This window comes from Klebsiella huaxiensis (assembly GCF_003261575.2).
GTDB lineage: Bacteria > Pseudomonadota > Gammaproteobacteria > Enterobacterales > Enterobacteriaceae > Klebsiella > Klebsiella huaxiensis.
This window is the reverse complement of the sequence record NZ_CP036175.1, coordinates 1,349,123-1,375,848: the sequence shown is the minus strand read 5'-3', so window position 1 is coordinate 1,375,848 and position 26,726 is coordinate 1,349,123. Positions and strand designations below refer to the sequence as shown.

At 53.9% G+C, this 26,726-nt stretch carries 26 protein-coding genes and 5 tRNA genes; 14 read left to right on the top strand and 17 right to left on the bottom strand.

Annotated elements, in window-relative coordinates; genetic code table 11:
• The first annotated feature begins 52 nt into the window (after positions 1-52).
• The 13 genes from nrdH (at position 53) to leuA (ending at position 14,116) form a co-directional block, all read left to right on the top strand.
• Positions 53-298: a glutaredoxin-like protein NrdH gene (gene nrdH / locus DA718_RS06620; RefSeq protein ID WP_112216440.1), complete on the top strand. Its 246-nt coding sequence runs from the start codon at positions 53-55 to the stop codon at positions 296-298.
• The gene (nrdI, locus tag DA718_RS06615) at positions 295-705 is read left to right on the top strand and encodes a class Ib ribonucleoside-diphosphate reductase assembly flavoprotein NrdI (protein ID WP_112216439.1); all 411 of its coding nucleotides are present in this window, start codon (positions 295-297) and stop codon (positions 703-705) included. The genes nrdH and nrdI overlap by 4 nt, the downstream gene beginning before the upstream one ends.
• Positions 678-2,822: a class 1b ribonucleoside-diphosphate reductase subunit alpha gene (nrdE, locus tag DA718_RS06610; protein ID WP_112216438.1), complete on the top strand. Its 2,145-nt coding sequence runs from the start codon at positions 678-680 to the stop codon at positions 2,820-2,822. Before nrdI ends, nrdE begins: the two co-directional genes overlap by 28 nt.
• A gap of 10 nt (positions 2,823-2,832) precedes the next feature.
• Positions 2,833-3,795, top strand: coding sequence for a class 1b ribonucleoside-diphosphate reductase subunit beta (gene nrdF / locus DA718_RS06605; protein ID WP_110277040.1), 963 nt, complete (start codon positions 2,833-2,835; stop codon positions 3,793-3,795).
• Between the two features lie 345 nt (positions 3,796-4,140).
• The gene (gene proV / locus DA718_RS06600; RefSeq protein ID WP_112216437.1) at positions 4,141-5,343 is read left to right on the top strand and encodes a glycine betaine/L-proline ABC transporter ATP-binding protein ProV; all 1,203 of its coding nucleotides are present in this window, start codon (positions 4,141-4,143) and stop codon (positions 5,341-5,343) included.
• Positions 5,336-6,400 (top strand): glycine betaine/L-proline ABC transporter permease ProW, encoded by a 1,065-nt coding sequence (proW, locus tag DA718_RS06595; protein WP_112216436.1) that lies wholly within the window; start codon positions 5,336-5,338, stop codon positions 6,398-6,400. The genes proV and proW overlap by 8 nt, the downstream gene beginning before the upstream one ends.
• A gap of 62 nt (positions 6,401-6,462) precedes the next feature.
• Positions 6,463-7,458 (top strand): glycine betaine/L-proline ABC transporter substrate-binding protein ProX, encoded by a 996-nt coding sequence (proX, locus tag DA718_RS06590; protein WP_112216435.1) that lies wholly within the window; start codon positions 6,463-6,465, stop codon positions 7,456-7,458.
• 285 nt (positions 7,459-7,743) lie between these two features.
• Positions 7,744-8,490 carry an AzlC family ABC transporter permease gene (locus tag DA718_RS06585; RefSeq protein ID WP_112216434.1) on the top strand — a complete coding sequence of 249 codons (747 nt, stop codon included), beginning with the start codon at positions 7,744-7,746 and terminating at the stop codon, positions 8,488-8,490.
• Positions 8,480-8,815: an L-valine transporter subunit YgaH gene (gene ygaH, locus DA718_RS06580; protein ID WP_112216433.1), complete on the top strand. Its 336-nt coding sequence runs from the start codon at positions 8,480-8,482 to the stop codon at positions 8,813-8,815. Before DA718_RS06585 ends, ygaH begins: the two co-directional genes overlap by 11 nt.
• A gap of 91 nt (positions 8,816-8,906) precedes the next feature.
• Positions 8,907-9,437: a transcriptional repressor MprA gene (gene mprA, locus DA718_RS06575; RefSeq protein ID WP_041146855.1), complete on the top strand. Its 531-nt coding sequence runs from the start codon at positions 8,907-8,909 to the stop codon at positions 9,435-9,437.
• A 132-nt stretch (positions 9,438-9,569) separates the two neighbouring features.
• Positions 9,570-10,742, top strand: coding sequence for a multidrug efflux MFS transporter periplasmic adaptor subunit EmrA (gene emrA, locus DA718_RS06570; RefSeq protein ID WP_112216432.1), 1,173 nt, complete (start codon positions 9,570-9,572; stop codon positions 10,740-10,742).
• Positions 10,743-10,757: 15 nt separating this feature from the next.
• Positions 10,758-12,296: a multidrug efflux MFS transporter permease subunit EmrB gene (emrB, locus tag DA718_RS06565; protein WP_112216431.1), complete on the top strand. Its 1,539-nt coding sequence runs from the start codon at positions 10,758-10,760 to the stop codon at positions 12,294-12,296.
• Positions 12,297-12,439: 143 nt separating this feature from the next.
• On the top strand, positions 12,440-14,116 hold the full coding sequence (leuA, locus tag DA718_RS06560; RefSeq protein WP_112216430.1) for a 2-isopropylmalate synthase: 1,677 nt from the start codon (positions 12,440-12,442) through the stop codon (positions 14,114-14,116).
• Here leuA and DA718_RS06555 read toward each other — a convergent pair.
• The 16 genes from DA718_RS06555 to pncC all read right to left on the bottom strand — a co-directional run bounded on the left by DA718_RS06555 (position 14,095) and on the right by pncC (position 25,381).
• A complete protein-coding gene (locus DA718_RS06555; protein ID WP_112216429.1) occupies positions 14,095-14,862 on the bottom strand; it encodes an AraC family transcriptional regulator in 768 nt (255 codons plus the stop codon). The two genes, leuA and DA718_RS06555, sit on opposite strands and share 22 nt — an antisense overlap.
• A 54-nt stretch (positions 14,863-14,916) precedes the next feature.
• The gene (luxS, locus tag DA718_RS06550; protein WP_112216428.1) at positions 14,917-15,432 is read right to left on the bottom strand and encodes an S-ribosylhomocysteine lyase; all 516 of its coding nucleotides are present in this window, start codon (positions 15,430-15,432) and stop codon (positions 14,917-14,919) included.
• Between the two features lie 166 nt (positions 15,433-15,598).
• Positions 15,599-17,155 carry a glutamate--cysteine ligase gene (gene gshA / locus DA718_RS06545; protein WP_112216427.1) on the bottom strand — a complete coding sequence of 519 codons (1,557 nt, stop codon included), beginning with the start codon at positions 17,153-17,155 and terminating at the stop codon, positions 15,599-15,601.
• Positions 17,156-17,221: 66 nt separating this feature from the next.
• Positions 17,222-17,650: a YqaA family protein gene (locus tag DA718_RS06540; protein WP_110277027.1), complete on the bottom strand. Its 429-nt coding sequence runs from the start codon at positions 17,648-17,650 to the stop codon at positions 17,222-17,224.
• Positions 17,647-18,213: a fructose-1-phosphate/6-phosphogluconate phosphatase gene (gene yqaB / locus DA718_RS06535; RefSeq protein WP_112216426.1), complete on the bottom strand. Its 567-nt coding sequence runs from the start codon at positions 18,211-18,213 to the stop codon at positions 17,647-17,649. Before yqaB ends, DA718_RS06540 begins: the two co-directional genes overlap by 4 nt.
• Positions 18,214-18,340: 127 nt before the next feature.
• On the bottom strand, positions 18,341-18,655 hold the full coding sequence (locus DA718_RS06530) for a BON domain-containing protein (RefSeq protein ID WP_112216425.1): 315 nt from the start codon (positions 18,653-18,655) through the stop codon (positions 18,341-18,343).
• 162 nt (positions 18,656-18,817) lie between these two features.
• Positions 18,818-18,894, bottom strand: a tRNA-Arg gene (locus tag DA718_RS06525).
• 62 nt (positions 18,895-18,956) lie between these two features.
• Positions 18,957-19,033 (bottom strand) — tRNA-Arg (locus tag DA718_RS06520).
• A gap of 191 nt (positions 19,034-19,224) precedes the next feature.
• Positions 19,225-19,301: transfer RNA gene (locus DA718_RS06515), tRNA-Arg, on the bottom strand.
• A 194-nt stretch (positions 19,302-19,495) separates the two neighbouring features.
• Positions 19,496-19,572: transfer RNA gene (locus DA718_RS06510), tRNA-Arg, on the bottom strand.
• 4 nt (positions 19,573-19,576) lie between these two features.
• A tRNA-Ser gene (locus tag DA718_RS06505) sits at positions 19,577-19,669 on the bottom strand.
• A 324-nt stretch (positions 19,670-19,993) separates the two neighbouring features.
• Positions 19,994-20,179 (bottom strand): carbon storage regulator CsrA, encoded by a 186-nt coding sequence (csrA, locus tag DA718_RS06500; protein WP_000906486.1) that lies wholly within the window; start codon positions 20,177-20,179, stop codon positions 19,994-19,996.
• Positions 20,180-20,417: 238 nt separating this feature from the next.
• A complete protein-coding gene (gene alaS, locus DA718_RS06495) occupies positions 20,418-23,045 on the bottom strand; it encodes an alanine--tRNA ligase (protein WP_112213755.1) in 2,628 nt (875 codons plus the stop codon).
• 130 nt (positions 23,046-23,175) lie between these two features.
• Positions 23,176-23,676, bottom strand: a complete 501-nt coding sequence (gene recX, locus DA718_RS06490; RefSeq protein WP_112213756.1) for a recombination regulator RecX — start codon at positions 23,674-23,676, stop codon at positions 23,176-23,178.
• 68 nt (positions 23,677-23,744) lie between these two features.
• Complete coding sequence (recA, locus tag DA718_RS06485) at positions 23,745-24,803, bottom strand: recombinase RecA (RefSeq protein WP_110277022.1); 1,059 nt, start codon at positions 24,801-24,803, stop codon at positions 23,745-23,747.
• 80 nt (positions 24,804-24,883) lie between these two features.
• A complete protein-coding gene (gene pncC / locus DA718_RS06480; RefSeq protein WP_112213757.1) occupies positions 24,884-25,381 on the bottom strand; it encodes a nicotinamide-nucleotide amidase in 498 nt (165 codons plus the stop codon).
• A gap of 234 nt (positions 25,382-25,615) precedes the next feature.
• On the opposite strand from pncC, the gene DA718_RS06475 reads away from it, so the two are divergent.
• On the top strand, positions 25,616-25,810 hold the full coding sequence (locus tag DA718_RS06475) for a hypothetical protein (RefSeq protein WP_227015980.1): 195 nt from the start codon (positions 25,616-25,618) through the stop codon (positions 25,808-25,810).
• Between the two features lie 35 nt (positions 25,811-25,845).
• Here DA718_RS06475 and DA718_RS06470 read toward each other — a convergent pair whose 3' ends face one another.
• Complete coding sequence (locus DA718_RS06470) at positions 25,846-26,724, bottom strand: metal ABC transporter substrate-binding protein (RefSeq protein WP_112213759.1); 879 nt, start codon at positions 26,722-26,724, stop codon at positions 25,846-25,848.
• Positions 26,725-26,726 lie beyond the last annotated feature (2 nt).

Sequence of the window (26,726 nt, the reverse complement as noted above, 5' to 3'; positions counted from 1 at the left end):
GCATGACGTCATTTTTTGTGTCGTGCTGTTATCTTAAATGGAAATACGAATCATGCGCATTACTATTTACACTAAAAACGACTGCGTGCAATGCCATGCCACCAAACGAGCTATGGAAACCCGCGGGTTTGAATTCGACATGGTCAACATCGACCACCATCCTGAAGCCGTCGATATGCTGCGCGAGCAGGGCTTCCGCCAGCTGCCGGTAGTGATTGCCGGGGAAACTCGCTGGTCCGGCTTCCGCCCGGACATGATTAACCGCCTGCGCCCGACAACCTCAGCGGCCAGCGTATGAGCCTGATCGTCTACTTTTCCAGCAGTTCCGAAAACACGCATCGGTTCGTCCAGCGTCTGGGACTGCCCGCAGTGCGTATTCCGCTTAACGAGCGGGAGCGCATCCAGGTAGACGAACCCTACATTCTCATCGTCCCCAGCTATGGCGGCGGCGGCACGGCGGGCGCGGTTCCGCGACAGGCGATCCGTTTTCTTAACGATCCGCATAATCGCCAGTTGATTCGTGGCGTGATTGCCGCGGGTAACCGTAACTTCGGCGACGCCTATGGCCGCGCTGGCGACGTTATCAAGCAAAAATGCGGCGTACCGTATCTCTACCGTTTTGAGCTGATGGGCACCCCACAAGACGTCGACAACGTGCGTAAAGGAGTAAGCGAATTTTGGCAACGACAACCGCAGAACGTATAGCCACCGAGGTGCCTGATTTTCACGCCCTCAACGCGATGCTGAATTTGTACGACAGCAACGGTCGCATCCCGTTTGAAAAGGACCATCAGGCGGTGGAGGCGTTTATGGCCAGCCACGTTGAGCCGAATACCGTGCCTTTCGCCAGCCAGGATGACAAGCTGACGTGGCTGGTCGCCGAAGGCTATTACGACGCAAAAGTGCTGGCCCGCTACGACAGGCAGTTTATCCTCGAGCTGTTCGCGCACGCTCAAGGCTACGGTTTTCGCTTCCAGACGTTTCTCGGCGCATGGAAGTTCTACACCAGCTACACGCTGAAAACTTTCGATGGCAAGCGCTATCTTGAAGACTTTGCCGACCGTACCTGCATGGTGGCCCTGAGTCTGGCGCAGGGCAACGAGGCGCTGGCGCATCAGTTGACCGATGAGATCCTCTCCGGGCGCTTTCAGCCCGCCACGCCGACGTTTCTTAACGCCGGTAAGCAGCAGCGCGGCGAGCTGGTCTCCTGCTTCCTGCTGCGTATCGAAGACAATATGGAATCTATCGGGCGCGCGGTCAACTCGGCGCTACAGTTGTCAAAACGCGGCGGCGGCGTAGCATTTCTGCTCTCTAACCTGCGCGAAGCTGGTGCGCCGATTAAACGCATCGAGAACCAGTCCTCCGGTGTGGTGCCGGTGATGAAAATGCTGGAAGATGCCTTCTCCTACGCTAACCAGCTTGGCGCGCGCCAGGGGGCCGGAGCGGTCTATCTGCATGCCCATCATCCGGATATCCTGCGTTTTCTTGATACCAAACGCGAAAATGCCGATGAGAAAATCCGCATTAAAACGCTCTCCCTCGGGGTGGTCATCGCGGATATCACCTTCCAGCTCGCGAAAGAAGATGCGCAGATGGCGCTGTTCTCGCCCTACGACGTCGAGCGTCTGTACGGTAAACCGTTCGGTGATATCGCGGTGAGCGAAATGTATGCTGAACTGGTTGCCGATGAGCGGGTAAGCAAACGCTGGATCCGTGCCCGCGAGCTGTTCCAGCGGCTGGCGGAAATTCAGTTTGAATCCGGCTATCCGTACATCATGTTTGAAGATACGGTCAATCGCGCGAACCCGATTGCCGGGCGCATCAATATGAGCAACCTGTGCTCGGAGATATTGCAGGTCAATACCCCCTCTACGTTTGATGAAAATCTGGATTACGCCAGCATCGGCCGGGATATCTCCTGCAACCTCGGTTCGCTGAATATCGCCCACACCATGGACTCCCCTGACTTCGCCCGCACGGTCGAGGTGGCAGTGCGCGGTCTGACGGCGGTGTCCGACATGAGCGATATCCGCTCTGTGCCGTCGGTAGCGGTGGGCAATGCTGCGTCTCACGCCATCGGTCTGGGGCAGATGAATCTGCACGGTTATCTGGCGCGGGAAGGCATTGCCTACGGCAGCAAAGAGGGATTGGATTTTACCAACCTCTATTTCTATACCATCACCTGGCACGCGCTGCGCACCTCGATGCTGATGGCCCGCGAACGGGGTGAGCATTTTGCCGGGTTCGAGCAGTCGCGTTACGCCAGCGGCGACTATTTCCAGCAATATATTGAGGGTGACTGGCAGCCGAAAACGGCAAAAATTCGCGAGCTGTTCGTCCGTTCGGGTATTAGCCTGCCCGACCGCGATATGTGGCGGCAGTTGCGCGATGACGTGATGCGCTACGGTATCTACAATCGCAACCTGCAGGCGGTGCCGCCGACGGGGTCCATTTCATACATTAACCACGCGACCTCCAGCATCCACCCGATCGTATCGAAGATAGAGATCCGCAAAGAGGGGAAAACCGGACGCGTTTACTACCCCGCGCCGTTTATGACCAACGACAATCTGGCGCTGTATCAGGATGCCTATGAAATTGGACCGCAGAAAATCATCGATACCTACGCCGAGGCGACGCGCCATGTCGATCAGGGGCTGTCGCTGACCCTGTTCTTCCCCGATACCGCCACCACTCGCGATATCAACAAAGCGCAAATTTATGCGTGGAAGAAGGGTATCAAAACGCTGTATTACATCCGTCTGCGCCAGCTGGCGCTGGAAGGTACCGAAATCGAAGGCTGCGTGTCCTGCGCGCTGTAAGGAGAACAGGATGACCCATTTATCGCGTATCAGCGCTATCAACTGGAACAAAATTGAGGACGATAAGGATCTGGAGGTCTGGAACCGATTGACCAGCAACTTCTGGCTGCCGGAGAAGGTGCCGCTGTCCAACGATATCCCGGCCTGGCAAACGCTTACTCCGGCAGAGCAACAGCTGACGATTCGCGTATTCACCGGACTAACGCTGCTGGATACCATTCAAAACACCGTCGGCGCTCCAGCGCTGATGGCCGATGCCCTCACCCCGCACGAAGAAGCGGTGCTGTCGAACATCAGCTTTATGGAGGCGGTGCACGCGCGTTCCTACAGTTCGATTTTCTCCACCCTGTGTCAGACCAAAGACGTGGATGCCGCTTACGCGTGGAGCGAACAAAACGCGCCGTTGCAGCGCAAAGCGCAGTTGATGCTGGAGTTCTATCAGGACAATGAACCGCTGAAGAAGAAAATCGCCAGCGTATTTCTTGAATCCTTCCTCTTCTATTCTGGCTTCTGGCTGCCGATGTATTTCTCCAGCCGGGGAAAAATGACCAACACCGCCGATCTTATTCGCCTGATTATCCGCGATGAAGCGGTACATGGTTACTATATCGGCTACAAATTCCAGAAAGGGCTGGAGATTATCAGCGCCGAAAAGCGCGAGGAGCTAAAAAACTTCGCCCTCGACCTGCTAATGGATCTCTACGATAACGAGCTGGCCTATACCCGCGAACTGTACGCCGACAGCGACTGGATTGAAGAGGTCAACGCCTTCCTGTGCTACAACGCCAACAAGGCGCTGATGAACCTCGGCTATGAAGCGCTGTTTCCGGCGGAAATGGCCGCCGTCAACCCGGCCATCCTCGCAGCGCTCTCACCAAATGCCGATGAAAATCACGACTTCTTCTCCGGTTCAGGATCGTCGTATGTGATGGGAAAAGCAGAAGAAACCGTCGACGAGGATTGGGACTTTTAACCTTACTTTCACCAGGAATATATCAACATATTTCCTGGTGATTTATTTCACATTATTCACTTTCATCTCACTCAATATCTTTCCTTCATCACCGCGTCATATTCAACAGAATCTTGTCGATTTCAGGCGAAATTATCGCAACATAACCAAAAAATATTAGTTGTCAGTAATTCACGCTCAGCCCTTATATCACGGGGGATGCGCTGGCATTCTTTCGTTTGAATTTCCGCCGTAAATCAACATAAAGGGTTGTCTCAGATTCTCAGTATGTTAGGGTGTAAAAAAGCAATTATCTCCACCAGGTACTATATCGATATAAATAAATTACAGGAAACTTTCTATTGCATGGCAATTAAATTAGAAATCAAGAATCTCTATAAAATATTTGGCGAGCACCCACAGCGGGCTTTCAAATATATCGAAAAAGGATTATCGAAAGAGCAAATACTGGAAAAAACGGGACTTTCGCTTGGCGTAAAAGACGCCAGTCTGACCATTGAAGAAGGCGAGATATTCGTCATCATGGGGCTCTCCGGCTCGGGGAAATCTACCATGGTTCGCCTTCTCAATCGCCTGATTGAACCCACCCGTGGACAGGTGCTGATTGATGGCGTCGATATCGCCAAAATCTCAGAGGCCGAGCTCCGCGAGGTGCGCAGAAAAAAGATTGCAATGGTATTTCAATCATTTGCGCTGATGCCGCATATGACCGTGCTCGACAACGCCGCTTTCGGCATGGAACTGGCAGGTGTTTCGCCTCAAGAACGCCAGGAGAAAGCGCTGGATGCGCTGCGTCAGGTGGGCCTGGAAAACTATGCTCACTCTTACCCGGATGAACTCTCCGGCGGGATGCGTCAGCGCGTTGGTCTGGCCCGCGCGCTGGCCATTAACCCCGATATCCTGTTAATGGATGAGGCCTTCTCAGCACTCGATCCCTTAATTCGCACCGAAATGCAGGATGAGCTAACTAAATTACAGGCAAAGCATCAGCGCACCGTGGTATTTATTTCCCACGATCTCGATGAAGCAATGCGCATTGGCGATCGCATTGCCATTATGCAAAACGGCGAAGTGGTCCAGGTCGGCACACCAGATGAAATACTGAATAACCCGGCCAATGATTATGTCCGCACCTTCTTCCGCGGCGTCGATATTAGCCAGGTCTTCAGCGCTAAAGATATTGCCCGCCGTAGCCCGGTTGGTTTGATTCGTAAAACGCCAGGATTCGGCCCGCGTTCTGCGCTGAAATTATTACAGGATGAAGACCGCGAATATGGCTACGTCATTGAACGCGGAAATAAGTTTGTTGGCATTGTCTCCATTGATTCACTGAAGGTCGCGCTGAGCGAAGGCCAGGGAATCGATGCGGCGTTAATTGACTCCCCGCTCGCGGTAGATGCGCAAACGCCGCTCAGCGAACTGCTTTCTCACGTCGGCCACGCACCGTGCGCGGTGCCGGTTGTCGATGAAGGGCACCAGTACATCGGCATCATTTCCAAACGTATGCTGCTACAGGCTTTAGATCGCGAGGGGGTAAACAATGGCTGATCAATCTAACCCGTGGGACACCGCACCGGCGGCGGATAGCGCGTCGCAATCCGCTGATGCCTGGGGCACATCCACGCCCGCACCGTCCGATGGCGGCGGTGCCGACTGGCTGAGCAGCGCACCCGCGCCCCAGCCAGAGCACTTCAACATTATGGACCCGTTCCATAAAACGCTTATTCCGCTTGATAGCTGGGTCACCCAAGCCATTGACTGGATAGTGATGCACTTTCGCCCAGTATTTCAGGGGATCCGCGTACCGGTGGATTACATCCTGAGCGCGTTTCAGCAGCTCTTGCTGGGGATGCCTGCACCGGTGGCGATTATTATTTTCTCGCTGATTGCCTGGCAGATCTCCAGCGTCGGTATGGGTGCCGCAACGCTGATTTCGCTTATTGCTATCGGGGCCATCGGCGCCTGGTCGCAGGCGATGGTAACCCTGGCGCTGGTGCTGACCGCGCTGCTGTTTTGTATGCTGATCGGCCTGCCTCTGGGGATCTGGCTGGCGCGTAGCCCGCGGGCGGCAAAAATTATTCGCCCGCTGCTCGATGCGATGCAAACCACTCCGGCATTTGTCTATCTGGTGCCGATCGTGATGCTGTTCGGTATCGGTAACGTTCCGGGCGTGGTGGTGACCATTATCTTCGCCCTGCCGCCGATTGTTCGTCTGACGATTCTGGGGATTAACCAGGTACCTGCGGATCTGATTGAGGCTTCACGCTCCTTCGGCGCCAGCCCGAGTCAGTTGCTGTTTAAGGTTCAGCTACCTCTGGCGATGCCGACCATTATGGCCGGGGTTAACCAGACGCTGATGCTGGCGCTGTCAATGGTGGTTATTGCCTCGATGATCGCCGTTGGCGGCCTTGGCCAAATGGTACTGCGCGGCATTGGTCGCCTGGATATGGGTCTGGCGACCGTTGGTGGCGTCGGCATTGTTATCCTCGCCATCATTCTCGACCGCCTGACTCAGGCCGTAGGACGTGACTCGCGCAGTCGCGGCAACCGCCGCTGGTATGCAACCGGCCCACTGGGGCTTATCACTCGCCCTTTCTGTAAATAAGAGCACATCCCCCCGGCAGTCGGGGGGATGGACTTCCCTTCTGATTAATAAAAGGAACAACGATGCGACATACAGCGATTCTTGCCACAGCGTTTACCGCCCTCATTTCCACCACCGCCTTCGCCGCGGACCTGCCAGGTAAAGGCATTACCGTGAAACCGGCGCAGAGCACTATTTCTGAAGAAACCTTCCAGACCCTGCTGGTCAGTCGCGCGCTGGAAAAGCTAGGCTATACCGTCGAGAAACCCAGTGAAGTCGACTATAACGTCGCCTACACCTCTATCGCCGCAGGTGATACCACCTACATCGCCACCAACTGGAAGCCGCTGCATGATGATATGTACGCCGCCGCCGGTGGTGATAAGAAATTCTACCGTGAAGGCGTTTTCGTTACCGGTGCCGCTCAGGGCTACCTGATCGATAAGAAAACCGCCGAGCAGTACCACATTAAATCGATCGATCAGCTAAAAGATCCGAAAATCGCCAAACTGTTTGATACCAACGGCGATGGCAAAGCCGATATGACTGGCTGTACGCCGGGCTGGGGCTGCGAAGCGGTCATTAATCACCAGATTGATGCTTACGGTCTGAGCAACACGGTCGTGCATAACCAGGGCAATTACGCCGCGATGATGGCCGATACTATTGCGCGTTATAAAGAAGGCAAACCGGTGCTTTATTACACCTGGACGCCTTACTGGGTCAGCGACGTGCTGAAACCGGGTAAAGATGTCGTCTGGTTACAGGTACCGTTCTCCTCCCTACCGGGCGAGCAGAAGGATATCGACACCAAGCTGCCGAACGGTATGAACTACGGCTTCCCGGTTAACACCATGCACATCGTGGCAAACAAAGTCTGGGCTGAGAAAAACCCGGCGGCGGCGAAGCTGTTTAGCATCATGAAGCTGCCAATTGCCGACATCAACGCCGAGAATGCGATGATGCATGCCGGTCACGGTTCAGAAGCGGATATTCAGGGCCACGTCGATGGCTGGATCAAAGCCCACCAGCAGCAGTTTGACGGCTGGGTGAATGAAGCGCTGGCCGCGCAGAAATAATCCCCCTCTTTAGGGTATTCCCCGGAGGCGATGCTGTGCATCTGTCCGGGCTACAAAACCGCACGACTCGTAGCCCGGGCAAGGCGCTCTGCGCCGCCCCCGGGGAAAGCTGCATCCTGCACAACACGACACTTCTTGTTCTAAATGATGGATTGATATGCAAATAAATTGCATAACTTTAGCCATCAGCCTGCTAGATACTGTTAAGCTACGCCGCTCTCTGCTAAGGTTAATCCACCTATGCAATCATGTGATTTTCACGTGCGTTATTAATAAGTAATCCCTATGGAAAACCCTGGCGCATTGACGCACACTCCTGCTGCTGACGAAGCCACGCTGGCTGAAGGCATCAAAGACAGCCTACCCATTGTCATTAGCTATATTCCCGTCGCCTTCGCCTTTGGCCTGAATGCCACCAAACTTGGTTTTACGCCGCTGGAAAGCCTGTTCTTCTCATGCATTATTTACGCGGGTGCCAGCCAGTTCGTGATCACCGCGATGCTGGCCGCTGGCAGCTCGCTGTGGGTGGCGGCGCTTACCGTCATGGCAATGGACGTTCGCCACGTGCTGTACGGCCCTTCCCTGCGCAGCCGCATTCAGCGCTTGCTGAGCAAGAAAAAAACCGCCGTCTGGGCGTTCGGCCTGACCGACGAAGTTTTTGCCGCCGCCACCGCTAAACTGGTACGCGATAACCGCCGCTGGAGCGAGAACTGGATGATCGGTATCGCTTTTATGTCCTGGGCTTCGTGGGTCTTCGGCACATTGGTAGGCGCTTACTCAGGCAGCGGTCTGTTGACCGGTTTTCCGGCAGTAGAGGCTGCGCTTAGCTTTATGCTTCCGGCGTTGTTTATGAGTTTCCTACTGGCATCGTTCCAGCGCAAACAATCACTCAGCGTTACCGCCGCGCTGGCGGGCGCGCTTGGGGGGATTATCCTCTTTTCTATTCCTGCCGCGATCCTTGCCGGAATTGTCTGCGGCTGTCTGACCGCTCTGGTACAGGCCAGTATTCAGGGGATGCCAGATGAACAGTGATGTCCTTATTATCGGAGTCGTGGTCGGTTGCGTAAATTATCTGTTCCGCTATCTGCCGTTGCGCCTGCGTACCGGGAACTCTCGTCCCACTCGTCGTGGTCCGGTCAGCGTCCTGCTCGATACCATCGGCATCGCCTCTATCTGCGCGCTGCTGGTTGTCTCCAGCGTGCCGGAAATTCTCCACGATGCCCGCCGTTTTCTGCCGACACTGGCTGGCTTCGCGGTGCTGGGTCTGGTCTTCTGGAAAACGCGCAGCATTATTATTCCTACGCTTTTAAGCGCATTAACCTATGGCGTAGTGTGGAAAATCGGCACATGGCTATAAGCTTAAAGTATCAATATCAATCAATAATTCATTTGATTTATTTGTCACAATAGTTATTATATCGGCTGTAATTAATGAGGTCATAACCAAAATGGATAGTTCGTTTACTCCCATTGAGCAAATGCTCAAGTTCCGCGCCAGCCGTCACGAAGACTTCCCTTTTCAGGAAATTCTGCTCACTCGTCTTTGCATGCATATGCAAGGGAAACTGCTGGAAAACCGTAACAAGATGCTGAAAGCGCAAGGGATTAACGAGACATTATTTATGGCGCTGATCACGCTTGAGTCTCAGGAAAACCACAGCATTCAGCCTTCTGAATTGAGCTGTGCGCTGGGCTCTTCACGTACCAACGCTACGCGCATTGCCGATGAACTGGAAAAGCGCGGCTGGATTGAGCGCCGCGAAAGCGATAACGATCGTCGCTGCCTGCATTTACAACTTACCGACAAAGGTCATCAGTTTCTGCGCGAAGTGTTACCGCCGCAGCACAACTGCCTGCATCAGCTCTGGTCTTCTTTAAGCACCAGTGAAAAAGATCAGCTCGAGCACATCACCCGTAAGCTGCTTGGTCGCCTTGACCAAATGGAAGAGGATGGCGTGCTTGCGGAGTCTCTGCGCTAAGCGTGGAATCAACCGCTCAACAATTTTTCTGGATTGACAAGGAAAACGGACAGGCCAGCAGATCTTCTGCTGGCCTTTCTGATAAACAGGTCGGCTCAGCCGATGTGAAATAATAAGATCGTGGAGAATAACATGAGCGCAAATGCGGAGAGCCAAACCCCGCAGCAACCGGGCAGCAAGAAAGGTAAGCGTAAAGGCGCCCTTCTGCTGCTGACCTTGCTCTTTATTATTGTTGCCGTGGCATACGGGATTTATTGGTTTTTGGTACTGCGTCACTTCGAAGAGACGGACGACGCATACGTGGCAGGGAACCAGGTACAAATTATGGCTCAGGTGTCCGGCAGCGTGACGAAAGTCTGGGCTGACAACACCGACTACGTGCAAAAAGGCGATCCGCTGGTCACCCTCGACCAGACCGATGCTCAGCAGGCGTTTGAAAAAGCACAAACCCAGCTCGCCTCCAGCGTACGCCAAACTCGCCAGCAGATGATCAACAGCAAACAACTGCAGGCCAGTATCGACGTCAAAAAAACCGCCCTTTCCCAGGCGCAAACCGACCTCAACCGCCGAATTCCGCTAGGGGCCGCCAACCTGATTGGCCGTGAAGAGCTGCAGCACGCTCGCGACACGGTTGCCAGCGCGCAGGCTGAACTGGACGTGGCTATTCAGCAATACAACGCGAACCAGGCGATCGTTCTGGGAACGAAGCTGGAACAACAGCCTGCGGTGCTGCAAGCGGCGACCGAAGTCCGTAACGCCTGGCTGGCCCTGCAGCGGACGAAAATCGTCAGCCCGATTAGCGGCTACGTTTCTCGCCGTTCCGTACAGCCTGGCGCGCAAATCAGCACGACCACTCCGCTGATGGCCGTGGTTCCGGCCACCAATCTGTGGATTGACGCCAACTTTAAAGAGACTCAGCTGGCGCATATGCGCATCGGTCAACCGGCGACCGTCATCAGCGATATTTACGGCGATGATGTGAAATACACCGGTAAAGTCGTCGGCCTCGATATGGGCACCGGTAGCGCCTTCTCGCTGCTGCCTGCGCAGAACGCCACCGGTAACTGGATCAAAGTGGTTCAGCGTCTGCCGGTCCGTATTGAGCTGGATGAAAAACAGCTGGCGGAGCACCCGCTGCGCATCGGCCTTTCAACGTTGGTTGAGGTGAATACCACTGACCGCGGCGGCGAAATGCTGGCAAGCCAAGTCCGTAGCTCTCCGGTCTATGAAAGCAACGCCCGCGAAATCGGCCTTGAGCCGGTCAATAAACTGATCGACGGTATCATCCAGGCTAACGCCGGATAATTCGGGGTGAGCGTAATGCAACAGCAAAAACCGCTGGAAGGCGTGCAGCTGGTCATTATGACCATTGCGCTGTCGCTCGCGACCTTCATGCAGGTGCTGGACTCCACTATCGCCAACGTGGCCATCCCCACCATCGCCGGTAACCTTGGTTCATCATTGAGCCAGGGAACCTGGGTTATCACCTCGTTTGGGGTAGCGAACGCTATCTCCATTCCGATAACCGGCTGGCTGGCAAAGCGCGTTGGCGAAGTGAAGCTGTTCCTCTGGTCGACGGTGGCGTTCGCTATCGCCTCCTGGGCCTGCGGCATGTCAAACAGCCTGACGATGCTGATTTTCTTCCGCGTGATTCAGGGGATCGTCGCCGGTCCGCTGATCCCGCTGTCGCAAAGTCTGCTGCTCAGCAACTATCCACCCGCTAAACGCTCTATTGCGCTGGCGCTGTGGTCAATGACGGTGATCGTCGCGCCGATTTGCGGCCCGATTCTTGGCGGCTATATTAGCGATAACTATCACTGGGGCTGGATCTTCTTTATCAACGTCCCGATTGGTATCGCCGTGGTAGTGATGACGCTGCAAACCCTGCGTAACCGAGAAACCCGCACCGAGCAGCGGCGAATTGACGGCGTGGGTCTGGCGCTGCTGATTATCGGTATCGGCAGTCTGCAGGTGATGCTCGACCGGGGTAAAGAGCTCGACTGGTTCGCCTCTAATGAGATAATCATCCTGACGATCGTCGCGGTGGTGGCGATAAGCTTCCTGATTGTCTGGGAGCTGACAGACGACAACCCGATAGTCGACTTGTCGCTGTTTAAGTCGCGAAACTTCACTATCGGCTGCCTGTGTATCAGCCTCGCCTATATGCTTTACTTTGGCGCTATCGTGCTGTTGCCGCAGCTATTACAGGAGGTCTACGGCTATACCGCGACCTGGGCCGGCCTGGCCTCAGCGCCGGTTGGGGTGATCCCGGTGATCCTGTCGCCGATTATCGGCCGCTTCGCGCATAAGCTTGATATGCGCCGGCTGGTCACCTTCAGCTTTATTATGTATGCGGTCTGCTTCTACTGGCGCGCGTGGACATTCGAACCGGGTATGGACTTCGGCGCCTCGGCGTGGCCGCAGTTTATTCAGGGCTTCGCGGTGGCCTGCTTCTTTATGCCGCTGACCACCATCACGCTTTCCGGCCTGCCGCCGGAACGGCTGGCGGCGGCATCGAGCCTGTCGAACTTCACGCGTACGCTGGCGGGGTCTATCGGTACCTCAATTACCACCACTATGTGGACCAACCGTGAGGCGCTGCACCATGCGCAGCTTACCGAGTCGGTGACGCCGTATAATCCCAACGCCCAGCAGATGTACGATCAGTTGCAGGGGTTAGGAATGACCCAGCAGCAGGCATCCGGCTGGATAGCGCAGCAGATAACCAATCAGGGGCTAATTATCTCCGCCAACGAAATTTTCTGGTTCTCGGCAGCGATATTTATCCTTCTGCTCGGGCTGGTGTGGTTTGCCAGACCGCCGTTCAGCGCCGGGGGAGGCGGAGGCGGTGCCCACTAAGGTTTGATAAAAGGGATCTGCGGATCCCTTTTTTATTGCCGGAAAATGCAGGTTGTCCAATTTGCACTAGTTTCTGTCTAGTTTGCTAAAGCTGCCTTCTTGCCATGTCATGCACGATAAATATCCAACAAGAGGAGAAAATCATGCTGACTCATCCCGGCGAAAAATATCGCCCCTACCCGCCAATCGCCCTGCCCGACCGCCGCTGGCCAGATCAACAAATCACCCGAGCCCCCCGCTGGCTTTCCACCGACCTACGCGATGGCAACCAGGCGCTGGCCGAGCCGATGGATAGCGCGCGCAAGCTCCAGTTCTGGGGTTTACTGCTGGAATGCGGATTTAAAGAGATTGAAGTGGCTTTTCCTTCGGCTTCACAAACCGATTTCAACTTCGTGCGTCAATTGATTGAAGAGCAGCACATCCCACAGGATGTGACAATTCAGGTGCTGACCCAGGCGCGGGAAGATTTAATCCTGAAGACCTTCGAATCGCTTCGCGGTGTACACAGCGCCACCGTTCATCTCTATAACGCTACAGCGCCGCTGTTTCGCGAACTGGTTTTCGGGATGAACAAAACGCAGGTTGTCGAGCTGGCGACTCGCGCCACCCGGCTTATCCGCCAGCAGTGTGAACAGCAGCCGCAGACCCGCTGGCAATACGAGTACTCACCGGAAACCTTTTGCTTTACCGAGCCTGAATTTGCGCTGGAAATTTGCGAGGCGGTGGCGGAGATCTGGCAGCCTTGCGCCGAACGGCCAATGATTATCAACCTGCCCGCGACGGTGGAAGTGAATACGCCCAACGTTTATGCCGATCAAATTGAGTATTTCTGTCGCCACTTCTCACGCCGCGCCGATGTATGCATCAGCGTCCATCCGCATAATGACCGCGGAACTGGCGTTGCCAGCGCAGAGCTGGCGGTGATGGCCGGAGCCGACCGCGTCGAAGGCTGTCTGTTCGGCAACGGCGAGCGCACTGGCAACGTCTGCCTGGTGACGCTGGCGATGAATCTCTACAGCCAGGGCGTTGACCCACAGCTCAAATTCTCAGAAATGAACCGGGTGGTCGAAATTGTCGAAAGCTGCAACCAGATCCCGGTGCATCCGCGTCATCCCTGGGCGGGGAGCCTGGCCTACACCGCCTTTTCTGGCTCTCATCAGGATGCCATCAAAAAGGGATTCGATGCCCGCCAGCCCGGCGATCTCTGGGAAATGCCCTACCTGCCTATCGACCCGCAGGATATCGGTTGTAGCTATGAGGCAGTGATTCGCGTTAACAGCCAGTCCGGCAAAAGCGGTAGCGCATGGTTGATTGAACAGAATCACGGCCTCAAACTGCCGCGTGCATTGCAACAGGATTTTAGCTTGCACGTACAGCAAGCAACCGATACTCATGGTAAAGAGATGACCCAGAACGCGCTGTGGCAGCTGTTCCGTGCTCGATACGGCCTGGTGGCCCAGCCGACGCTTGCGCTGCTGGATTACAAAAGCGATAGCCAGCAGGACGGGCAGCTTACCCTACAGGCAACCCTGCGAATCGCCGGGGAAGCGCGACAACTGCAAAGCCGCGGCAACGGGCTACTGTCTGCGGCCGCCAGCGGGCTGAGTGGCTTATTAAAGCAAAACTTCGTTATCAAAGATTATCATGAGCACACCCTTGGGGAACGTAGCGATAGCCGCTCAGTGGCCTATATTCGCTGCATTTTCCCGAATGGAGACAGTCGCTGGGGAGTAGGGATTGATAACGATGTAGCGCGCGCTTCACTTCAGGCTCTGTGTAATGCCATTAGCGAAAACCATCATTCCGGTGAGCGGAAATAGTCGCTGGGAGCCACGCCGATAATCCGGCGGAACATGGCGCTAAAAGCGCTATGGCTGCCGTAACCAAGATCCAGGGCCACCCGCAAAACGGAGTGGCCATGCGCCAGGCGGACCAGCGCTTCCATCAGCTTCGCCCGGCGCACCCACTCGCTCCAGGTTAATGTAGTCTGCTGCTGAAAATGACGATTCAGCGTACGCTCGCTCATGCTGCTCTCTTTCGCCGCCTGGGCGCTGCTCCACGGCTCGCCGGGTGCTTCTCTCACCTGTTGGCATAAACGGCGCAACGCTTCGTTTTGTGGTTCCGGCAGGCCGAACGGTAGCACCGCCATGCCGCGGATTTCATCAAGGATCAGTTCATAAATTCGTTCATCGCGACTGCCCGACGCGTACGATTCCGCCAGCGTCAATGACGCGACAATCAGCTCACGCAGCAGCGGAGTCACCTGCACTATCTGACAAGATGAAGGAAGATCGGCGCGTGCGAGAGGGTCGATAAACAGGGTTCTCGCCGCCACTGAACCCGTAACCCTTAACGTATGCGGCGTACCCGCAGGCAGCCAGACGCCTCGTCCCGGCGGCACAACCCAATAACCCTGTGCAGTTTCCACCCGTACCACGCCGCTGAGGATATGTAGCAGTTGGGCGCAATCGTGCTGGTGCCATGGCTCGCTATCGCCATGGACGTAATCATGGGCAAAGGGCACCAGTGCACGGTGTTGAAAGTTAAAGGTTAAAGTCGTCGACATCGCGGCGTTGGGGAATAGCGGCCCGACAGCATTGACCGGGCCGTGGCTGAAGCACTAAATGTGCAGTTCTTGCAGTTTTTCTTTCGGCAGCGCCAGCTCATCATTGCTGTTAACGCGTACGTCGCGCTCAATGATATGACGAGCGATATCCTGGGCTTCTTCCAGCGAGTGCATGGTGTAGGTTCCGCACTGGTAAACGTTCAGCTCCGGGATCTGGTTCTGTTCTTTCACTTTCAGCACTTCGGCCATCGCCGCTTTCCAGGCATCCGCAACGCGCTGCTCGTCTGGCGTACCGATCAGGCTCATATAGAACCCGGTACGGCAACCCATCGGAGAGATATCGATGATTTCCACACCGTTACCGTTCAGGTGATCGCGCATGAAACCGGCAAACAGGTGCTCAAGCGTGTGAATGCCTCTTTCCGGCATCACTTCCTGATTTGGGATGCAGAATCGCAGATCAAAAACGGTAATTTCATCGCCGTGAGGCGTGTTCATTTTCTTCGCGACACGCACCGCAGGCGCTTCCATTCGGGTATGGTCGACTGTGAAACTATCTAACAACGGCATTCTTCACCTCCGATAGTGATTTTTTTAAAAATAAAATGAACTCTTTTTGAGACGGCGAGTCTGAATATATGAAAGACGCGCATTTATTATCATCATCATCCCTGAATCAGAGATGAGAGTTTGGCCACATTGATTGTGGCCGTTTTCTTTTCTACAGCCTGTAAAACTACAGGTGCCTTGCCAACAGCGCTTCAAACGGCTCGTTATCTTCCGCTTCCACCTTCTGCTGACGCTGTATTGACGCTTCACGCTCGGTAATAAAATCCTCTTCGCGTAAAATTTCCAGCGGCTCTTCGCGCAGCATCGTACGATATTGATCGGCAAGCTCCCTGCCAGTGCCACCAATCCCTTCTTCAAGCATAGAACGCAGAATGCGCGCCGAGAAGGTCAATTCCGGGTTATCAAAGCAGGCAACCAGCTCATCACAAACCTGCTGATATGCCTGACATCCATGGATGCTATCTAACGTTTGCGCCACGCAGCGTAAATCACGGAACAGATCTTTACCCACCTTAGCCAGCGGGAATTGAGCTGTTTCGCAACCAATACCCAACGTCAGACCCGGCTTGCGGCCTTCCAGAATAACGCGATTCCAGTTGGTGCGCGTGCACAACAGTTCATCGCTGCTCATCTCTGGCGCATCGGCCAGCACACACCAGACCATAAACAGATCCAGGAAGCGTACCTGCTGCTCGTCAACGCCAATCGGTGAGAACGGGTTAATATCCAGAGAACGCACTTCGATGTATTCAATACCACCGCGCAGCAGCGCGTCGGAAGGCGTTTCACCGCTGCGGGTGACGCGTTTAGGGCGAATCGGCGCGTACAGCTCATTTTCGATCTGCAATACATTGCTGTTGATTTGCAGACGCTTTCCGTCTTTCTCCAGCCCAATCTGTGCGTACTCTTCGGAAGGCGTTTTAATCGCCCGCTTCAATCCTGCCACGTACTCATACAGATCGTTAAACGTAATTCCGAGATTACTTTGCGACTTATTGGTATAGCCCAGATCGCTCAGACGCAGAGAGGTAGCGTAAGGCAGGTAATACATGCCGTTGCTGGCTTCTTCAAACGGCAATGTCGTCGGTTTCCCTTGCAGGAACGAAGAACAAATTGCCGGAGATGCGCCGAACAGGTACGGAATCACCCAACCAAAACGGTAATAGTTACGAATGGAACGGAAATAACCCGCTGAAATGGCCTCTTTACCGCTTTCAACATCCTCAACGCCACATTTAGCCTGCCAGAACGCCATTGGCAGAGAGAAGTTATAGTGCACGCCGGAAATGGTTTGCATGAGAGCACCATAACGGTTCTTCAACCCTTCGCGATACAGTGTTTTCAGGCGACCAATATTTGATGTGCCGTACTGCGCCAGTTCAATATCCTGACCGGGTGCGATGTAGCAAGGCATACTCAGCGGCCACATCCGCTCTTCGCCAATATGGCGGGCGGTATAGCGATGAACATCGCGCATTAAGGTGAGCATATGCTGGATATCGCCATCAACCGGCGTTATAAATTCCAGCAAGGCTTCGGCAAAATCGGTGGTAATCCATTTATGCGTCAGCGCTGAACCTAAGGCTTGCGGATGACCGGTAGTGGCCAGCGTGCCGTCAGCGTTGACGCGCAGCGTTTCGCGCTCAAGACCGCGTTGAATACCCTGTAAAGCCTGAGGATTTTTTTCCAGCCAGGCCAGCGCCTGTGATACGTCCGGGATCAATTTGACCTCCCGCCTGTCGAATTCGTTTGAATTAGCATAATTGTAATGGTTGAACAATCAGTCCAATTAGTGCCACCACGTCATGCCCTGAAGCGTTATCGCCGCAATGACGATATAGCGTAATGCTTTGCCAAGGCATAAGAAAAAGAGTACTGGTCCCCAGGAAATGCGCATCCATCCCGCCAGTAAACACAGCAAATCACCTATAACAGGCGCCCAACTTAATAATAGCGTGACCGCGCCATAACGGCTTAACCAGCCGGACGCCTTCTCCTGCCAGCGCGATGTTTTGCGTAGCGGAAACAGGCGCCCCAGAATAACGTTAGTTACCCCTCCAAGGCTATTACCGATTATTGCTATTAAAACCAGTAACCACGGTTTGCTAACTCCCGCCAGCAGCATGGCAACCAACACCACTTCCGAGTTGCCTGGAAGCAACGTTGCGCTCAAAAAGCTACTGGCAAACAGCGATATCAGCGACAGCGCGTCGCTCACAGCAATCGCACGTCCACGGCATCCATTCCGGCGCGCTTCGCCGCCTGTAGGCCGAAGTCCGCATCTTCGAAGACAACGCATTTATCTGCCGCAACGCCCATGAGATCCGCACACAGTAAGAAGGTGTCGGGTGCGGGTTTATGGTTTACAACATGATCGGCGGCAACAACCGCAGAGAAGTAGTGACGAAGGCCCAGATGAGCCAGCAGCGCTTCAGCAACGGCGCTCTCGCTACCAGTACCGACGGACATCGGGCGACGACCGTGCCACTCCTTAACCACCTCAATCAACGGCAAAGGGCGGACGCTATCCAGAAGCATCGCTTTCACGGCGTCCGTTTTTTCTTGTGCCAGATGATGAGGGTCTAAATCCGCGTGATTTAATTCGATAACGGCCTGAGCAATACGCCAGGTTGGAGAACCGTTAAGCGCAACCATGGCCTGCATATCGAAACGCATACCATAGCGTCCCAGAACCTCGTTCCATGCCTTACGATGCGTCGGCTCGGTATCGAGGATCGTGCCATCCATGTCAAAAATCAGTCCTGCGTAACGTTCGTACATCGTGTTCTCACCAGCCGGTTCAGGAGAGGTTACTGTATCGCAAAAGGCTGGCTTTGTCGCTGCTGGCGGTAGATGCAACAAAGGCGCCCGATGGCGCCTTTATCTATGCGGGTGCAGTTTGATGGGTTTATTTGACTCTTAAATCATTCTCAACCACACGAACACCCTGCACTTTGCGCGTCACTTCTACCGCGCGTTTAGCACTATCGGCGGATGAGACAAAGCCGCTCAGTTGTACACGACCTTTAAAAGTCTGGACGCTAATTTCTGAAGACTTAATCTCTTTATCATTGAAGAGCGCGGTTTTTACTTTAGTCGTCACGACGGTATCGTCAATGTATCCACCGGTACTTTCTTTGGTGGACGATCCGGCACAGCCCGCAAGCGTGGCGGCTACCAGAAGCGTCGCGCAAAACGCAGATGTCGCTTTGAACCATTTCATGGATTTCTCTCCTTGCACTTATATCACCCAACATCAGGTTGGTATACAAGGATAAATTATAGTGGAAAGAGCGACTTGCCAATGAAAAAAGTGCTGAGGAAGATTGTGAATTATTGCGCTGGAGATGACTTAAGGAGAGTGTTGCTGCTATTTCGGAGAATATGGTGCATCCGGGAGGATTCGAACCTCCGACCGCTCGGTTCGTAGCCGAGTACTCTATCCAGCTGAGCTACGGATGCATCGGGAAACTTGCTTTACTGCAGATTTTGATACCGTTGCTAAAACCGTATCAAGTAAAAGATGGTGCATCCGGGAGGATTCGAACCTCCGACCGCTCGGTTCGTAGCCGAGTACTCTATCCAGCTGAGCTACGGATGCATCGGGAAACTTGCTTTACTGCCGATGTTGATACGACTACTAAGCCATATCAAGTAAGAGATGGTGCATCCGGGAGGATGACTCACTCTGTTCGCCCTTCGGGCCGTTGCTGAAGCAACGTTATCCTCCCTGGTGCTGGCGACTATCTCGCAGACCATGAAACAACAGTATCGCTGCTATCTCGGAGAATATGGTGCATCCGGGAGGATTCGAACCTCCGACCGCTCGGTTCGTAGCCGAGTACTCTATCCAGCTGAGCTACGGATGCATCGGGAAACTTACTTTACTGCAGATTTTGATACCGTTGCTAAAACCGTATCAAGTAAAAGATGGTGCATCCGGGAGGATTACTCGGCTGCGCCTCACCCTTCGGGCCGTTGCTAAGGCAACGTTATCCTCCCTGGTGCTGGATATAATTTCGCAGACCATGCAACAACAACATCGCTGTTACTGGGGAGAACATGGTGCATCCGGGAGGATTCGAACCTCCGACCGCTCGGTTCGTAGCCGAGTACTCTATCCAGCTGAGCTACGGATGCAAAATGGCGGTGAGGCGGGGATTCGAACCCCGGATGCAGCTTTTGACCGCATACTCCCTTAGCAGGGGAGCGCCTTCAGCCTCTCGGCCACCTCACCACACGCCTCTTTCGAGTGCTTCGAAGAACTTGTTTCTGCTCTTCGTCGCTGCGATGGCGCACATATTACTTTCTGGTACTTATAAGTCAAACCTTTTTTCGAGACCTTTTTTTCGTTTGCACACTTCCCGCGCAATTAGCCTGTGAAAACGGCAAAAAGAGTATTTTATCAACAAGAAATTGGTAATTACGCCGTTGCTAACGCAAAAGATAACTGTAGCGGATGCTGGGCTTTAGATAAAAAAGAGAGGCTGTCAGAGAAGAAAAATAAGGAAAAACGACATCTGGAGGGATGCGCCTCACAAAATAGCGAGGCGCGAAAACCTTAGTAACTGGACTGCTGGGATTTTTCAGCCTGGATACGCTGGTAGATCTCTTCACGATGCACGGAGACTTCTTTAGGGGCGTTTACGCCAATACGTACCTGGTTACCCTTAACCCCTAAAACTGTCACAGTGACCTCATCTCCAATCATGAGGGTCTCACCAACTCGACGAGTCAGAATCAGCATTCTTTGCTCCTTGAAAGATTAAAAGAGTCGGGTCTCTCGTATCCCGGCATTATCCATCATATAACGCCAAAAAGTAAGCGATGACAAACACCCTACGGTGTAAGCAGTCACGGCATCACATTCTGTTAAACCTAAGTTTAGCCGATATACACAACTTCAACCCGACTTTATCGTTATCAGTGCTTCTCGCGCAAGATGCTGTAATCCGAGAATGACAGCATCTATGCGTTTATAGTTATTACAGTTTTGCGCTTACCCAGCCTTTCACACTGGCCAACGCAGCAGGGAGGGCAGACGCATCGGTACCGCCAGCTTGCGCCATATCCGGACGACCGCCCCCTTTACCGCCCACCTGCTGGGCGACCATACCAACCAGCTCCCCTGCTTTCACGCGGTCTGTCACATCCTTAGACACACCTGCAATCAGAGAAACCTTACCTTCTGCGACCGTGGCTAATACGACAACCGTTGAACCCAGTTGGTTCTTCAGATCGTCAACCATGGTACGCAGCATTTTCGGCTCAACACCAGCCAGCTCGCTGACCAGCAGCTTAACGCCGTTAATCTCTTCCGCTTTACTGGAGAGGTTTGCACTCTCCTGCGCCGCAGCCTGCTCTTTCAGCTGCTGCAGCTCTTTTTCCAGCTGGCGACTACGTTCTAATGCAGCACGCACTTTATCGCCAACACTGTGAGTATCACTCTTCAGCAGTTGTGCGATCTCACCGAGCTGATCGCTTTGCGCATGCAGCCACGCAATGGCACCTTCGCCGGTGACCGCTTCAATACGACGCACGCCTGCGGCGGTGCCGGATTCAGACGTAATACGGAACAGACCAATGTCACCAGTACGTGAGGCGTGAGTACCACCGCACAGTTCAGTGGAGAAATCACCCATGCTCAGTACACGAACGCGATCATCATACTTCTCGCCAAACAGCGCCATCGCGCCAGATTCACGAGCCGCATCAATGTCCATGATATTGGTTTCGACAGGCAAGTTGCGACGAATTTGCGCATTCACCAGATCTTCTACCGCACGGATCTCTTCCGGCTTCATCGCTTCAAAATGCGAGAAGTCAAAGCGCAGTGCTTTGTCATTAACCAGAGAACCCTTCTGCGCCACGTGCGTACCGAGAACCTGACGCAGCGCCGCATGCATCAGGTGCGTTGCGGAGTGATTCAAACGGATACGCTGACGGCGAGCCTGATCAACATCAGCCTGTACGGCGTCGCCCACTTTCAGTGAACCGCTGACCAGTTTACCAATATGGCCAATTGCCTGACCGTATTTCTGTGCGTCGTTGACCTGGAAGGAGAAGCCAGCACCCTTAAGTTCGCCTTTATCACCCACCTGACCGCCGGATTCCGCGTAGAACGGCGTCTGATCCAGAATAACAACCGCTTCCTGGCCCGCGTTCACGGCATCAACCGCTTTACCGTCGATAAACAGCGCGGTCACTTTGCCATTCAGCTCCAGGCTGTCATAGCCTTTAAACTCAGATGCACCCTCAACGCGAATCATCGCATTGTAGTCCGCGCCAAAACCGCTAGATTCGCGCGCACGGCGGCGCTGCTCTTCCATCGCCGCTTCAAAGCCCGCTTCGTCAACTTTAATGTCGCGCTCGCGGCAGACATCCGCGGTCAGGTCGACCGGGAAGCCGTAAGTATCGTACAGACGGAAGGCTGTTTCGCCGTCCAGCGTGTCACCTTTCAGCTTAGCCAGTTCTTCGTCCAGCAGCGCCAGGCCACGCTCCAGAGTACGGGCAAACTGCTCTTCTTCGGTTTTCAGCACCTGCTCTACCTGAGCCTGCTGCTGTTTCAACTCTTCACCGGCTGAACCCATCACTTCAATCAGCGGGGCAACCAATTTCCAGAAGAAAGAGTCCTTCGCGCCCAGCATGTTGCCATGACGAATTGCACGACGAATGATACGGCGCAGTACATAGCCACGGTTTTCATTCGATGGAATAACGCCATCAGCAATCAGGAACGCACAAGAGCGAATGTGGTCAGCAATAACGCGCAGGGACTTGTTAGACAGATCGGTCGCACCAGTTACGTTAGCCACGTTCTTAATCAGCTCGCGGAACAGGTCAATATCGTAGTTGGAGTTCACGTGTTGCAGAACAGCCGCGATACGCTCCAGGCCCATACCGGTATCAACGGACGGCTTCGGCAGCGGTTCCATGGTCCCGTCGGCCTGACGGTTGAACTGCATAAAGACGATGTTCCAGATCTCAATATAACGATCGCCGTCTTCTTCGGGGGTTCCCGGAGGACCACCCCAGATGTGATCGCCATGGTCGAAAAAGATTTCGGTGCACGGACCGCACGGACCGGTATCGCCCATCTGCCAGAAGTTATCGGAAGCAAAAGCTGCGCCTTTGTTGTCGCCGATACGGATGATACGCTCGCGCGGAACACCGACTTCATTCGCCCAGATGTCGAATGCTTCGTCATCAGTTTCGTAGATGGTCACCCACAGTTTTTCTTTCGGCAGCGCAAACCAGTTTTCACCAGTCAGCAGTTCCCATGCGTATTTGATGGCGTCCTGCTTGAAATAATCGCCGAAGCTGAAGTTACCCAGCATTTCAAAGAAGGTGTGGTGACGTGCGGTGTAACCGACGTTTTCCAGATCGTTGTGTTTACCACCCGCACGAACGCAACGCTGCGCGGTAGTTGCGCGCGAATAATTACGTTTGTCGAGACCAAGGAAAACATCCTTGAACTGGTTCATCCCGGCATTGGTAAACAGCAGGGTCGGGTCGTTATGCGGCACCAGGGAGCTGCTCGCAACTACCTGATGTCCCTTACTATGGAAAAAGTCGAGAAACGCCTGACGGATCTCAGCGGTGCTCTTGCTCATAATTATCCTGAAATCAAGCTAACGAAATGTCGCTGGCAGCCACTACTCAGTATCGACCGGCAGGCTACTCACGAAAATAAAGTGGGAATAAGATAAGTTTTCTTTACGGGGAAGTAAAATCCCCGATGGGTCAATCTGCAAAATTTCGCCAGATTTCCTGGATATCTTCCATTAGATAGCCGCGATAGAGCAAAAAGCGCTGTATTTTCACCTTTTCTGAAAATGCAGTGGGTAAGGGTTCGCCATATTTTCGTTGCGCCTGCTCCCTTGCAAGCAGCGCCCAGTCGATTTCACACTCTCGCATAGAGGACTCTATCGTTTCACGGGAAATCCCCTTCTGCTTTAGTTCCTGACGAACGCGCGCCGGACCGTATCCCTTCCGACTGCGGCTGGCAATAAACTGGCGAACAAAGCGATCGTCGTCCAGATAGCGGTTATCAATGCACCACTCAACGACTTTATCGACCTCTTCCGGCGTCACATCGAGCGCTTCCGGGCCGTTTTTACTCATTACGGGAGCAGCAAGTTTGCGGCGCAGTTCCTGTTCGCTGTGATCGCGCATTGCCAGAATACGAATGGCGCGATCCAGCAGGCGTGCATAGCCGGAACGGCGGGATGAAGTTTCAGTCACGGGCAACCTCGCTAATCAAAAAGCAAAAGGGCCGCATAAGCGGCCCCTTGTTAGACTTTCTGACGATATCAGAAATCTTGTTCAGTTTCTTCTGCGCTGTTTCCGTCAACTGCGAAGTCTGGAGTGGAGTCCTGATTGCTCAGCAGCAGTTCACGAACTTTCTTCTCGATCTCTTTCGCTGCAGCCGGATTCTCTTTCAGCCAGGAAATCGCGTTCGCTTTACCCTGGCCAATCTTGTCGCCATTATAGCTGTACCAGGCACCGGCTTTCTCAATCAGCTTCTCTTTCACACCGAGGTCAACAAGTTCACCGAAGAAGTTAATACCTTCACCATAGAGGATCTGGAACTCAGCCTGCTTGAACGGCGCGGCGATTTTGTTTTTCACCACTTTAACGCGGGTTTCGCTACCTATGACGTTATCGCCATCTTTCACCGCACCGATGCGACGGATATCCAGACGAACAGAGGCGTAGAATTTCAGTGCGTTACCGCCGGTAGTCGTTTCCGGGTTACCAAACATCACGCCAATTTTCATACGAATCTGGTTGATGAAGATAAGCAGGGTATTGGACTGCTTCAGGTTACCAGCGAGCTTACGCATTGCCTGGCTCATCATACGTGCCGCGAGGCCCATATGAGAATCGCCAATTTCACCTTCGATTTCCGCTTTCGGCGTCAAGGCCGCAACGGAGTCGACAACGATAACGTCTACTGCGCCAGAACGCGCCAACGCGTCACAGATTTCCAGAGCCTGTTCGCCGGTATCCGGCTGAGAGCACAGCAGGTTGTCGATATCGACACCCAGTTTGCGAGCATAAACAGGGTCCAGCGCGTGTTCTGCATCGATAAACGCACAGGTTTTACCTTCACGCTGAGCGGCGGCGATAACCTGCAGCGTCAACGTGGTTTTACCGGAAGATTCTGGCCCGTAGATCTCGACGATACGGCCCATAGGCAGACCGCCAGCGCCCAGGGCGACATCCAGTGAAAGCGAACCGGTGGAGATAGTTTCCACATCCATGGAACGGTCTTCACCCAGGCGCATGATGGAGCCTTTGCCGAATTGTTTTTCGATCTGGCCCAGTGCTGCCGCCAACGCTTTCTGTTTGTTTTCGTCGATAGCCATTATTACTCCTCTCATGCCGGGTGTAACCGGGTAGTGAATTCTGTTCTGCTGAGGCAATTATACTGTATAGTCATACAGTATCAAGTGTTTTGTAGAAATTGTTGCCAGAGGAGTTTTAAGGCATACGCCGTCGCCTGACGACGTACCGACTCCCGGTCTCCAGCAAAGCATTCGCGCTGAGTCACGCCTTGCCCATTGGCGCTGGCCACGCCAAACCATACGGTTCCAACCGGCTTTTCCTCGCTGCCGCCGTCCGGCCCGGCAACGCCGCTGACCGAAATGGCATAATCCGCTCGCGCCGCGCGAAGAGCGCCAATCGCCATCTCCACCACCACCGGTTCACTCACCGCGCCATGATCAAACAGAGTCACCTCGCTAACGCCAATCATCTGCGATTTCGCTTCGTTGCTGTAGGTGACGAAACCGCGCTCAAACCATGCCGAGCTGCCCGCAATATCGGTAAGCGTTTTGGCGACCCAACCGCCAGTACAGGATTCCGCCGTGGTTACCGTCGCGCCGCGCGTTTTCAGCGCCAACCCCACCTGTTCGCTCAGTTGCATTAATTCCGAATCTGTCATTCGTCGCCCCACCTAAGCCGTATAAAGAGGTCATCAAAGATAGCACTTTCAGCAGAGATATGGGGATGAGGTGGCGAATTTACGAGGAGTCTTCCGAAAAACATTGCCCGCACTGGCGGAGCATTTTCGGATAGCAGCCGGATGTCACCGGTGCCACAATTCACCGTACATAAGGAAGAGTTAAATTAGAGGTTACCAGGAATGGCTAAAGCACCGCTTACCCCAGAACAGAATTTGAAAAAAATTAGACACGTTCGCCTTTGTCTATTTTTATGCGGCGTATTTTCGCTGCTCACCGCGCTACTACACATTTTCACCCGTCCATTCAACCCGCTGTCCGAAGGCGTACAGATATTACTGGGCGTGGGCTGCGTTATCTACGGGGTCACGTTGACCAAAAAAATCAAGCAGATGCAAGCAGAACAATAAAGTTAAATAACCGGCCTATCGCGGGCCGGATTCATTTATTTCATACTGGCAGCAATCAGCTCTACGTTGTGACGCAGCATTTTCACGTAGCTGTCCGCTACGCCACCCGGAGCGGAAAGCGCCTCAGGATAGAGTTCACCGCCCGGCTGCGCACCCGTTGCGCTGGCAATCTGTTTGACCAATCTGGGGTCAAGCTGGTTTTCCATAAACCAGGTATGCACATCGTCAGCTTTAATTTGTTTAATTAATGCCGCCACCTGCGCCGCGCTGGCTTCACTTTCCGAAGACAATCCTTGCGGCGCAAGGAACGTCACGCCATAGGCGCGGCCAAAGTAGCCGAATGCATCGTGGCTGGTTAACACCTTGCGCCTGGCCTGTGGGATAGTGATGAACTGATCTTTCGCCCAGCTATCCATCTCGTTGAGCTGGCTGATATAGCGCTTACCCGAGGCCTCCAGCGCCAATTTATCTTCCGGGTCTGCTTTTACCAGACCGTTAAGGATATTTTGCGCATACAGCGCACCGTTAGCGGCGCTGTTCCAGGCGTGCGGATCGGTGACCGTTTCACCATCTTCTTCAAGCGTATGTGTTTTCACTCCAGTGGAAGCAACAACCAGTTCACCTTTAAACCCGGACGCTTTAATCAGCCTGTCCAGCCAACCCTCCAGCCCCAGGCCGTTCACCACCACGACATCAGCTTTGCTAAGCAGCGCGCTGTCTTTCGGTGACGGTTCAAAGGTATGCGGGTCGCCGTCAGGCCCCACCAGCGTATCCACATGCACATGTTCACCGCCAACCTGTTGCACCATGTCGCCTAAAACAGAAAAACTACTCACCACGTTCAGCGTTTTTGCCATCACCCCTTGCGACGCCAGACCCAACGCCAGCATGAGCAAGATCCCGGTACGTTTCATCA